This is a genomic window from Shewanella sp. SR43-4 (assembly GCF_014163845.1).
GTDB lineage: Bacteria > Pseudomonadota > Gammaproteobacteria > Enterobacterales > Shewanellaceae > Shewanella > Shewanella vesiculosa.
The window spans coordinates 163,640-175,779 of record NZ_JACJEB010000006.1 but is presented as its reverse complement, the minus strand read 5'-3'; the positions used below and the strand labels follow the sequence as shown (position 1 = coordinate 175,779).

General features: G+C 41.1%; 12 protein-coding genes. 3 read left to right on the top strand and 9 right to left on the bottom strand.

Translation table 11 applies throughout. From position 1 onward, the window contains the following. Positions 1 to 81: 81 nt before the first annotated feature. From H5123_RS08875 to H5123_RS08845, 7 genes are all read right to left on the bottom strand, one after another. Positions 82 to 1,584, bottom strand: coding sequence for a methyl-accepting chemotaxis protein (locus H5123_RS08875; RefSeq protein ID WP_182697727.1), 1,503 nt, complete (start codon positions 1,582 to 1,584; stop codon positions 82 to 84). Between the two features lie 8 nt (positions 1,585 to 1,592). Next, entirely contained in the window at positions 1,593 to 2,204 is a 612-nt protein-coding gene (locus H5123_RS08870) for an SCO family protein (RefSeq protein ID WP_182697726.1), read from the bottom strand. A 587-nt stretch (positions 2,205 to 2,791) separates the two neighbouring features. After that, positions 2,792 to 3,385, bottom strand: coding sequence for an FMN-dependent NADH-azoreductase (locus tag H5123_RS08865; protein ID WP_182697725.1), 594 nt, complete (start codon positions 3,383 to 3,385; stop codon positions 2,792 to 2,794). A gap of 136 nt (positions 3,386 to 3,521) precedes the next feature. Then, on the bottom strand, positions 3,522 to 4,016 hold the full coding sequence (locus H5123_RS08860) for a thioesterase domain-containing protein (RefSeq protein WP_124017450.1): 495 nt from the start codon (positions 4,014 to 4,016) through the stop codon (positions 3,522 to 3,524). Between the two features lie 46 nt (positions 4,017 to 4,062). Further along, positions 4,063 to 4,500 (bottom strand): D-aminoacyl-tRNA deacylase, encoded by a 438-nt coding sequence (gene dtd, locus H5123_RS08855; RefSeq protein WP_124017449.1) that lies wholly within the window; start codon positions 4,498 to 4,500, stop codon positions 4,063 to 4,065. A 96-nt stretch (positions 4,501 to 4,596) separates the two neighbouring features. After that, the gene (locus H5123_RS08850; protein ID WP_182697724.1) at positions 4,597 to 5,580 is read right to left on the bottom strand and encodes an alpha/beta fold hydrolase; all 984 of its coding nucleotides are present in this window, start codon (positions 5,578 to 5,580) and stop codon (positions 4,597 to 4,599) included. 5 nt (positions 5,581 to 5,585) lie between these two features. Then, the gene (locus tag H5123_RS08845) at positions 5,586 to 6,563 is read right to left on the bottom strand and encodes a virulence factor BrkB family protein (protein ID WP_124017447.1); all 978 of its coding nucleotides are present in this window, start codon (positions 6,561 to 6,563) and stop codon (positions 5,586 to 5,588) included. A 105-nt stretch (positions 6,564 to 6,668) separates the two neighbouring features. On the opposite strand from H5123_RS08845, the gene H5123_RS08840 reads away from it, so the two are divergent. Both H5123_RS08840 and H5123_RS08835 read left to right on the top strand, forming a co-directional pair. Continuing rightward, positions 6,669 to 6,893: a hypothetical protein gene (locus tag H5123_RS08840; RefSeq protein ID WP_011635820.1), complete on the top strand. Its 225-nt coding sequence runs from the start codon at positions 6,669 to 6,671 to the stop codon at positions 6,891 to 6,893. Positions 6,894 to 6,951: 58 nt separating this feature from the next. Next, positions 6,952 to 7,599, top strand: coding sequence for a DUF2959 domain-containing protein (locus tag H5123_RS08835; protein WP_124017446.1), 648 nt, complete (start codon positions 6,952 to 6,954; stop codon positions 7,597 to 7,599). 114 nt (positions 7,600 to 7,713) lie between these two features. Here the strand turns inward: H5123_RS08835 and H5123_RS08830 are convergent, their stop codons facing one another. Both H5123_RS08830 and glnA read right to left on the bottom strand, forming a co-directional pair. Then, a complete protein-coding gene (locus tag H5123_RS08830; protein ID WP_124017445.1) occupies positions 7,714 to 8,184 on the bottom strand; it encodes an Lrp/AsnC family transcriptional regulator in 471 nt (156 codons plus the stop codon). A gap of 211 nt (positions 8,185 to 8,395) precedes the next feature. Beyond that, positions 8,396 to 9,805 (bottom strand): glutamate--ammonia ligase, encoded by a 1,410-nt coding sequence (gene glnA, locus H5123_RS08825; protein WP_124017444.1) that lies wholly within the window; start codon positions 9,803 to 9,805, stop codon positions 8,396 to 8,398. A 480-nt stretch (positions 9,806 to 10,285) separates the two neighbouring features. Between glnA and typA the strand changes: the two genes are divergently transcribed. Beyond that, on the top strand, positions 10,286 to 12,097 hold the full coding sequence (typA, locus tag H5123_RS08820; protein ID WP_124017443.1) for a translational GTPase TypA: 1,812 nt from the start codon (positions 10,286 to 10,288) through the stop codon (positions 12,095 to 12,097). The last annotated feature ends 43 nt before the right edge of the window (positions 12,098 to 12,140 follow it).

The following is a 12,140-nucleotide window of genomic DNA, read 5'->3' as shown; positions in this document are numbered from 1 at the left end:
CTGGATAAGCCCAACTTGCTGTCTGCGACAAGCAAATAATAAAACAGGCGAAAGTTATCCATTCGCCTGTTTTAATGTGGATTACACTTTATAAGCAGCTGCTTTAGCTTGATAATCTTCGGTGATTCGTTTCATCTCTACCGCTCCACCAGCCAATTTTTGCACCTGTTCCGATAGCAGCACTACCGCTTTGGCATTGTCTAAAATCTCCGCACCAATTTGAGTCAGTCTGCCCGCTTGCTCTTGGGTACCATTAGCCACATTGTTACTCAAAGTCGCCACTTGGCCAATCTGACCAGAACGTTGATCTAACCCTTGGGCAATATTATTTGTATGCTGCACATTTTGGCTCGTACGCTGCCTACCTTGATCCATTGACTCAACGGTTTTTAACATGCTGACATTCAAACGACTGAGCACTTTTTCAATGCTATCGGTCGATTGACTAGTCCGTTTTGCTAGAGTACGAACTTCATCTGCCACAACCGCAAAACCTCGGCCACTCTCACCCGCTCTCGCCGCTTCAATGGCTGCGTTTAATGCCAGTAAGTTAGTCTGATCTGAAATACTGCGGATCGCCTGAAGTAAAGTGGTGATCGAAGTGACATCTTGAGTTAAATCAGTCATCGACTCGGTCACTTCAGTCATATTAGTTTCTAGCGCCTGCATGTCTTTCATGATATTTAATGCACTTTGACGATCACCAATACTTGAGGTTGCCCCCTCTCTTGCTTGATCAGCAGAAACTTGGCTATCGTGAGCCATTTGCTGAAAACTATCGATCACATGTTGAGTCGATTCGGCAATAATTCCAGCTTGAGCATTTTGCTGTTGAACCCCCTGCTGAGCTTGCTCGCTCAAGCTCATCAAATTATCTGAAGTACTGCCCATCTTGACGGCAATATCGCGATAGTCATTAAATAGCTGCGACAACTCTTCGAGCATTAAATTAAAGGATATCTCCGCTGGTGTGTCAGCAGAAGATAAGCGTATCGATAAATCTTTATTAGACGATATCTGCTCGATGGCACCGGCAATACGTTGATTGGCAATGGCATCGGTGCGCATAAAAAAGGCAATACGAATAAGAATAAAGGTTTCGGCGGCAGCAAATAATGCATGGACCAACATGATGGTCCAGTTGCAATCGCCGGCAAATATCATCACTGGAGTATCAAACAAGCTCACACCTTGCAGCTGAATATAGGTTAAGCCAATATGATGTACTGCAACGGTAAGAAGCGAGGCCAGTAAAGGCTGCCAGCGTAAGTAAATTAAAAACACCCCCATAGAAGCAAAAATATGAAAATGCATTTCAATCATGCCCATTTGGCTTTGGATCAGCAACGCCGAGACGGTCATCATGATCACAGCACCAACAATGGCAAATAACTCAGTCCCCTTTAGCAGACTATAGCTAAGCTGTACTATGACTAAAATCGCGACTGCCGAAAAGGTACTGAAAGTCAGCATTTTTGCGCCAAAGAAACCGCTAATAAACAGTAATGGCGCTTGCAACATTAAAATTTGATATATGTGTGAATCGTGTTTTTTTAACAGTTCAATTGTGTATTTATCACTCATAGACATACCTAAGTTTCAGAGGAAATAATTTGCTTAAGTTCAAGCAACATTTTTTGAGTTGAAAGCTGCTTCGACGTGTAGATCCGCTTAACCGCCCCATTAGGCGACAATAAAAACAACTTGCCGACATGATTAATGCTGGCGAGCTCAAGGTTAATATTCTCAGATAAACGTCTATCCAGTTGCTGTAAAGCATCGTCAGACAATGACGCACTCACAAAACGCGGTGAGATATCATCTATTATGCTTTTACGAACTGCCAGAGTGTCATTGTTGGGGTCAATCGTCACAAACATAAATTGCACCTCAGCTCCAGTTAACAAAGCATCCTGCTGTATGTGTTGCTCCAATTGCATCATTTGTTGGATCCTTATCGGGCAAATTTCAGAGCACGATAAAAAACCCATAAATAAATAAGTGTATCCTGCAGAAGAGGCAGGAAAGTGATGAATGTGCTTGTCAACGCCTTGCCAACTAAAGCTCAGCTGTTCGCTGTCATTGCTACTAATGCCATATGCCTGCTCATTGGCAGACCATTGGCTAACCACCATCAATATAGGCACAAGACCTAAGGTGATAAAAATCAGCACTATTGCAATCGCTACTCTTTTTAAATGCATAAGTTCATATCAATCAGCATAAAATCATTATAGTCACTATTTTATATTTGCCCATAGCGCCCTCAGGCATCATTAATAAGTGAGCCTATTACATTTTGTGCCATAGCCGCCACAATACGGTTCAAAATGAGCTTTAGGTTCATTCAATGAGTAAATTAATTTTTTAATAGTAGTATAAGTATCACAAAGGCAAATGCTCAGTAACAGAAGTAATCTAGAGTCTGTTGAGCTATGAAGGCTGTTTTAGCAACAAACTATTGGTCCATAGCTCAAACCGTGAGTGATCTAGTTTCGTTGTGTCGTTACGCTATATAAAAAAGCCAATAACGCTGTAGAAATGGCCAACAAGGTTACCAAAGGGTCGACTAAAAGTATTTTACTCATTGTTGAGCGAATTTTGCTTAGATTGCCAGGCAGCAATCGCCTCGCTTAACACGCTTTAATCTCGAAAAAATTTAACCAAAAATAGATCAACCGCCTATCAAAGGTAATAGACACAATTAGCATAAAAAAACACCTAAACCCGCAATGGGTTTAGGTGCTCTTAACTCGAAAATTGACTTAACTTAACCTGAACTCGGGTTAACTTAGAGTGTAATAGCGTCAATCGCTTTTTTAGCTTGGCTTATGCCAGCTTCTGCAGCATCTGGACCCATGTTTAATGATTCAGCATAAACGGTTTCAACATCAGTAATCCCAATAAAACCAAGTACTGTGATTAAATAAGGCACTACGTGATCTGTGGTGCCACCTTTATGAGCCCCGCCGCGGGTGGTCACTATAATGGCACGCTTACCTTCAATCAAGCCAACTGGGCCGGTATCGGTATAAGTAAAAGTCACGCCAGCACGGGCAATGAAATCGATCCAACTTTTTAACGTAGTTGGTATGCTAAAATTGTACATTGGTGCAGCAATAACAATAGTGTCATGAGCTTTAATTTCAGCCACTAATTCGTTCGATAGGGCTAATGCAGCTAATTGACGCTCAGACAAATCATCGCCACCACGAAGACCAGAAGCAATTTCACCATCTAACATTGGTACTGGTTCACTGCCTAAATCACGCACAGTAATTTGCGCACCTATGCTGCTCCATTGTTGATTTAAATAATCAACTAATGCTGAAGATTGTGAATAACTGCCTAGAACGCTTGATTTTAAAATTAATACTTTTGCCATTGTTAAGTCTCACCCATATGTTTGTTAGGTCATATGGCTACACGCCTGACCAATTGAGCCAGTATATTAGTCTATAAAAAAGAAGAAAAGTGCATTAATTTCGCAATAACATTCGATAAAATAGAAAGATATTAACTCAATCTACACTAGATGATTGTTGTGGCAAAGACACAAACTGGCCGGTGAACGTAGCGCACATGATCTCATCGCAATACAAGGCGACCTCTAAAGTCATCTTGACGCGTCGACCTCGAGTTAATGGAGTTAAATCAGTATAAGGCCAAATCACTTTAGCATAAGGCTGTTTAGTAACAGGCTTCAAATACCTTACTTTCGCATCAGCCAAGACAATGTCGCCATGAGCTTGTGACAACTGCTGCTGTAACCACACCATTCCCCATCCAGTTAGGGTCATTAAAGTATAAATGCTGCCAGCAAACATGGTGTGATGTAAGTTAATATTGGGCTCAATTGGTGCGGTCACCTTTAAGCTATCGCCATTGAATAATACTGGAGTAATCCCCATAAATTTACTGACAGGAATAGTGTTGTGCCAAGTTTCACACAAGGTTTTGAGCAAGGCTGTCACCTTAGCGTCTGATTGTGCTTCAGTGAACGACATATCAATCATAACGGCATCCCTCCGATGGTTGATCTATGATGACAATAGAACTGTCCTATACCTGCAGATTAAAGGTTACAGGGCCATCATTGACCAACTCGACCTGCATATCTGCACCAAATTGACCCGTCTCGGTCATAACCCCTTGTTGACGGCAATACTCCACAAAAGCCAGATAAAGACTATCAGCTTGCTCGGGTGTTGCGGCACAAGAAAAACTCGGTCTTAAACCTTTACCAGTATCAGCTGCCAAGGTAAATTGTGACACCACTAATAATTTGCCACCAACTTGAGCCAGATTTAGATTCATCTTGCCATTTTCATCACTAAACACCCGATAGTTAATGACTTTCATGGCTAATTTAGCCATTTTATCAATATTATCTTCGCGCTCCACACCGAGTAGCACTAATAAGCCTTGGTCAATTTTGCCGACTATTGCGTCGTCTACCGAGACTGATGCGCGTTTAACACGTTGAATTAATGCAATCATAACCATCCTAAAAATATTCTATTTAGCGACATTTTTTGGATAACATCATATTAAATAGAACAACATTAACAAATTATTATTAAATGAAGCTGTTTATTAGCTGAACTTAGATGCCGCGTTATCTAAACGTAAAATGGCTTGGGTAACGGCTTGAAAAACGGCTTGATCCGTTAAGGCATGATATCCCGCGCTAACATGCTGATAATCTATAGATTGATGACCACACTCTTCAATAAACGCCGTTAATATATGTTGAGGACAAACCCAATCATATTCACCTTGGATTAATACTGTTGTGGCCTCAATAGCGCTTGTAAGTGTTTTAAATTGGCTATACACATCAAAAAAATGCTGTTGCACATAATGATGACCTATTTTCGCGCAGCTTAACGGTTGGGCGACCTCGCCCATAAACTGACTTGGCTGCGCTAATGCATATTCCCACATAAGCCAGTGTTGCACTGCATTTTCAACTACTTGTGGATTATGATGATTGAGAACAACTTGGTAAGCATTCATAAGGTGATCAATAGCAATGGCCGGACTATGTGTATCGGCCTGTGGTAAAGCCGTTGTAAGCTTGGGCTCAAGAACATCAATGAATCGTGCATATTGAGTATTAAAAAACTGGCTTGCACCATTAGGTCCATATAACCAATTTATGCCAAGTTGAGAGGGAATAAACATTCCCCATAACACTTGAGCGATCACGCGGCTAGGATACAAACCACTGTACAACCAAGCCAATGTCGCGCCAAAAGAACCTCCGGCTAAATACCATTGCTCAACATCAAAGGTGCACCTTAGCGTTTCAATATCAGCCACCAAATCCATTACTGTGTTGTGCAATAGACACCCAGATGGTAACGAGCGTCCCGCGCCGCGTTGGTCAACAAAATAAATATGAAACCCTGTACTAACAAATAAGCTTAGCTCACTCCGGCAACAACCTGCACCCGGGCCGCCGTGTAAATACAATAATGCTGGGCCCTTTTCGCAACCATATTCAGCAACATGTAATTGATGACTGTTACCCACATCAACAAATTGCTGTTGAATAAATAGCGGTAATTCAGTCATCAAGATTAATACTTATCAGTTGAGGAAACCGATCCAGTAGACGGCTTATCAACTACTAAAGGATCATGCACATTGTGTAGGCTTTGCTTTTCAGTCTCTGAAAATATTTCGGCTTTAAGATCTTCTGCAATGACAGATAAGCCCTCTAAATATTCTGGTAAAGCCGCGGTAATTTCAGCACCAAGCAAAACAATAATCCACGATAAATATACCCAAACAAATAAAATAGGAATAACCGCCAGCGCCCCATATATCGCTTCGTAACTTGGAAATTGAGTCACATAAAACGCAAAGCCTTTTTTACCGGCTTCAAACAAAACTGCTGCAACAATGGCCCCTAATAAGGCATGTGAAAACTGCACTTTTTTATTCGGTACCACCATGTACAACAGTAATATTGAGGCCGCAGAAAACAGTAACGGCAGGCGTTCAACAATCCACGGCACTAATCCAGACAACTCACTGCCAGTTACCACCTCTAATGACACAACATATGAGGTTGCCACCAAACTAGCACCAATAAGCACAGGACCTAGGGTCAATACCATCCAATACATTGAAAAAGAAACAACATATGAGCGTTTATCAGTAATTCGCCAAATATTATTGAGCGCTTTATCAATAGCGGAAATCAGCATAATAGCAACGAACACTAACGCAATAATACCGACAAAAGTGCCTTTAGATGCATTGGCAACAAACTCATTAATATAAACTTGAACCGTATCCCCTGCAGCAGGGATAAAATTATTATAAATAAACCCTTCAATGTTACCTCTAATGCCTTTAAACACCGGAAAAGCCGATAACATCGACATGGTGACGGCGATCATAGGCACCAATGACAGCAGGGTCACATAAGCTAAATGCCCTGCGCGGATATTAATTTGATCTTCTGTCAGCCGTTGTTTGAGATGGAGTAGAAACTGCCAAATCCCACTCAAAAAAGCCACAATAGGGCTGTAATTAAACTTTTTGGGCATAATAATCCTTATTTAATACCTCGTTAGTGGAGATAACATTTGTATTAAGTCACTAACTTCGTACAATGTTATAACATATTAGTCATCGAATAATGGAGCAAATTGATGTCACAACAAGGTTCGGCGGGCAATGTGCTCGCAGCTGTCGCGAGTTTGTTTTTCCCGGGTTTAGGGCAGCTTTTACAAGGGCGTATCTTAGCGGCTTTATTATTTTTCTGCATTACTGCCGTTTGCTATTTCTTTTTTGTGCTGGTGATCCCTGCAATCATTGGTGGTCTATTCCATTTGTGGAGCATCATAGACGCTGCAAAATTTAAATCAGGCAGTTAATCAAATAATTAACCTCAGCGAAGTCTTTTTCGCCTCACACAATAAAAGAGACACATTGATGAAAAAATGGATATCACTGGCACTATTAAGTAGCAGTTTACTGTTGAGCGGTTGTCAAAGCGCCTACTACGGTGCAATGGAAAAAGTCGGCTATCACAAGCGCGACATTATGGTTGATAGAGTACAAAGCGCTAAAGAGTCGCAACAAGACGCTCAAAAGGAGTTTAGCTCTGCGTTGGCAGAAATGCAGGCATTATTGGCATTTGATGGCGGTGATTTAGAAGATGCCTACAATAAAGCCAAAGATGAGTATGAGTCAGCTCAATCTGCAGCTGATGAAGTCAGCAATCGCATCGAGAAAGTCGAAGATGTCGCTGATGCATTATTTGACGAATGGCAAACTGAAATCGAAGAAATTAGCAAAGCCAGTTTACGCCGCAACAGCACCAACAAACTCAATGAGACCAAGCGTTCATATAACTCGCTGGTCAAAAGCATGCGTCGTGCCGAAGCCAAAATGCCACCCATTTTAACGGCAATGAAAGACAATATGTTGTATTTAAAACATAACCTAAACGCGCAAGCGATTGGGGCCATTAAAGGCGATTTTGCCAATTTACAAACCGACATATCCAGCCTGATTAACGACATGAACAAATCAATCGCTGAATCAAATAAGTTTATTGAGTCAATGGAGCAAGGCTAGCCATTAGCAAAAACATCAATTCAATACCCAAAAGCACTGTCTCTACATTCGTCATCTATGATGTTCTGACAGCTGCTTTGGAGATTGTTGAACTGATTGATATTCAAGGGTAGATCAATCGATCGGCGATTCATCTACCGGTAACGCAGTGCGGCTAAAAATTTGCTTTAGTACCACAGTGGTTTCAATACTCGCGACAAACTTGAGGTTACCAAGAGATTTCTTGATAAAGTGCTCATAGGAAACTAAGTCTTTAGCAACTATTTTGAGCACATAATCATACGCCCCAGTCACTACTGCACACTCCATCACTTGTGGGAGTTGCGCCATAGTAGATTCAAATAATGCGGTTGATTGATCAGTATGCTCAGTTAAACGAACCGATGTATAAACCACCACATTCAAGCCTACCTTTAGCGGATCAACTTGCGCACCATAACCTAAAATAACCTTATCTTGTTCAAGTTTTTTGACTCGTCGCAAACAAGGAGTATCTGACATATTAACCTTATCGGCTAATTCAGAAACAGCCATTCGGCCCTGACGTTGCAGTATTTCTAATAGCTTGAGGTCTTTCTTATCCATTGAACACATCGTTTTTGAGTGAGTGATTAACGGTATAAATATCACACTCTTGAGTGAAATCCTCTAAAAACTTACGTTATTCACAAAAATATCAAACAATTGCGCACTACAAAAAATAAGCCTGACAATATTGTTATTTTTTAACATAAAAAAACCCGATAAGTGATTATCGGGTTTTGTTGACTGATTTATTGCCGAAGCAATTGAGTCGTTACAAGCTGTAGTACATTTCAAACTCAAGTGGATGAGTAGTACGTGCTACACGCTCAGATTCTGCTGTTTTAAGCTGAATATAAGACTGAATAAAGTCTTCGCTGAACACGCCGCCTTTAGTTAAGAACTCATGATCCGCTTGTAAATTTTCTAGTGCGTTTTCTAATGAAGTCGCAACCTGTGGAATTTCAGCCGCTTCTTCAGCAGGTAAGTCATATAGATCTTTATCCATTGCTTCACCTGGGTGGATCTTGTTTTGAATACCGTCAAGACCAGCCATTAGCAATGCTGCAAAACCTAAATATGGGTTTGCATGTGGATCAGGGAAGCGCGCTTCGATACGACGACCTTTAGGGCTTGGTACCACTGGAATACGAATTGAAGCACTGCGGTTACGAGCAGAATACGCAAGCATAACTGGCGCTTCAAAATGTGGCACTAAACGCTTGTAAGAGTTAGTGCTTGGGTTAGTGAATGCATTCAATGCACGAGCATGCTTAATGATGCCGCCAATGTAATAAAGAGCAAGGTCACTCAAACCAGCATACTTATCACCAGCAAATAAGTTTACGCCATCTTTAGACAAAGATTGATGCACGTGCATACCACTACCGTTGTCGCCAACGATTGGTTTTGGCATAAATGTCGCCGTCTTGCCATAAGCATGAGCCATGTTATGAACGACATACTTAAGAATTTGAATTTCGTCCGCTTTTTTAGTCAATGTGTTAAAACGCGTAGCGATTTCGTTTTGACCGGCTGTTGCCACTTCATGGTGATGCGCTTCAACCACTTGACCCATTTCTTCCAGCACTAAACACATTGCTGAACGTAAGTCTTGTGAAGAGTCAACTGGCGCAACTGGGAAGTAACCACCTTTCACCATTGGACGGTGACCAGTGTTACCTTCTTCATAGCTTTTAGCTGAGTTCCATGAAGCTTCTTTAGCATCAATTTTAACAAAACAACCTGACATGTCAGTACCAAAACGGACATCGTCAAATAGGAAGAATTCAGGCTCTGGACCAATCAATACTGTATCTGCGATACCAGTAGAAATTAGATACTGCTCAGCTTTTTTTGCAATTGAACGTGGGTCGCGATCATAACCTGTCATAGTACCAGGCTCTAAAATATCACAACGAATAAGTGCGGTTGTTTCTTCAGTAAAAGGATCAAGTACAAACGTTGTAGGATCAGGCATGAGTACCATGTCAGATTCATTAATGCCTTTCCAGCCTGCGATTGAAGAGCCATCAAACATTTTACCGTCTTCAAAAAATTCTTCATTTACTTGATGAGAAGGAATAGAAACGTGCTGCTCTTTACCTTTAGTGTCGGTAAAGCGTAAGTCTACAAACTTAACTTCTAACTCTACAAGTTGTTTTAAAACTGATTCAACTGACATTCTCAAGCCTCCGGTAGGGTAAAGGGTTGTCCCTTAATATAATCTTGGTATTCGCCAGATGGTGCATCTGGAAAACGAATCTGTGCATAATGGTCTGTAATAAGCGATATTCATGCCACTTCGCTAACTAATTGATTTTATTAATATGAGACTTCTATCAAATCTTCAAAAAAATAAATCTGCACCATCTTCGAGCACCACTATGTTTCATCATGGTGCAAAAGTCCATAATAGTGCACCCTGTAAATATGGCTATTTTAAACAATGTCACATTTTTGTATTACAGTATGGTTATGCTTAATATATAAACGTTTTATGCTGTTTTTTAATCCATAGCAAGCGATAGATTTACAAGTGTTCAAAAATAATCCTATCTACAAAAGCTGCTGTGAAGTAGAATGGCACGCTTTTTTACAGTAGCTATAACCTATAACTACTGTTAGATCCTTTTTTTTTATTTGCTGGTTTAGAGGTTTATCCGTGCTAGAGAATTTACGTAACATCGCCATTATTGCCCACGTTGACCATGGCAAAACAACCCTGGTTGACAAAATGTTGGCGCAGTCAGGAACCCTTGCATCTCGTGGAGAAGCTACTGAGCGGGTTATGGATTCTAACGATCTTGAAAAAGAACGTGGGATCACCATTCTGGCAAAGAACACAGCCATCCAGTGGAACGACTACCGTATTAATATCGTAGATACTCCTGGTCACGCCGATTTCGGTGGTGAAGTTGAACGTGTTCTATCTATGGTTGACTCAGTATTACTTTTGGTTGATGCAGTTGATGGTCCTATGCCACAAACTCGCTTTGTAACCAAGAAAGCATTCGCTCAAGGCCTTAAGCCAATTGTTGTTATCAACAAAATTGACCGTCCAAGTGCTCGTCCAGATTGGGTTATTGACCAAGTATTCGATTTATTCGTTAACTTAGGTGCCACTGACGAACAACTCGATTTCCCAATCGTTTATGCTTCGGCATTAAATGGTTTTGCAACCTTAGATCCAGATGTAGCGAGCGATGATATGACGCCGCTATTCCAAACTATCGTTGAGAAAGTGTCTTTCCCAGATGCTGATGCAGAAGCGCCATTCCAAATGCAAATTTCTCAAATCGATTATAACTCATACGTGGGTGTTATCGGTATTGGGCGTATTACCCGTGGTAGCGTTAAGACTAACCAACAAGTGACCATTATTGGCGCTGACGGTAAGACACGTAACGGTAAAATGGGCCAAGTATTAGGTTACATGGGTCTTGATCGTACTGAAGTACCAATTGCAAATGCTGGTGACATCGTTGCCATCACAGGTTTAGGCGAGCTTAAAATCTCTGACACTATCTGTGCTGTGAATGCAGTAGAAGCAATGCCACCGTTAACTGTTGATGAACCAACACTAACGATGACATTCCAAGTAAACACTTCTCCGTTCGCGGGTAAAGAAGGTAAGTACGTTACTTCACGTAACATTCTTGAACGTTTACAGACTGAATTGGTTCACAACGTAGCACTACGCGTTGAAGAAACAGAAAGTCCAGACCGTTTCCGCGTTTCAGGTCGTGGTGAATTACACTTATCGATTCTAATTGAAAACATGCGTCGTGAAGGTTATGAATTAGCTGTATCGCGTCCAGAAGTTATTCTAAAAACAATCGATGGTGAGTTATGTGAACCATACGAAACAGTTACTGTTGATGTTGAAGAAGATCATCAAGGTACCGTAATTGAAAAATTAGGTGTTCGTAAAGGCGAAATGAAAGACATGCAGCTTGATGGTAAAGGTCGTGTACGTATCGACTTCGTTATCCCAAGCCGTGGCTTAATTGGTTTCCAAACCGAATTCTTAACTGCAACATCTGGTACTGGTCTAATTTATCATTCATTTGATCATTACGGTCCACACAAAGGTGGCGATATTGGTCAACGCGCTAACGGCGTATTGATTTCAAACGCAACAGGTAAGGCACTAACATTCGCGTTATTCGCATTACAAGACCGTGGTCGTATGTTTATTGGTCACGCTGCTGAAGTGTATGAAGGTCAAGTAGTGGGTATTCATGCTCGCTCTAACGATTTGACAGTAAACTGTTTGAAAGGTAAGCAGCTAACTAACATGCGCGCATCAGGTACTGATGAAGCACAAGTATTGACGACTCCTATTACACTGACACTTGAGCAAGCTCTTGAATTCATCGATGATGATGAATTAGTTGAAGTAACTCCTAAGAACATCCGTGTTCGTAAGAGATTCTTAACTGAAAACGAGCGTAAGCGTAATAACCGCAGTTAATTACCATTAATGAGTGGCAACACTCATTAAGACCTAAAAAGCC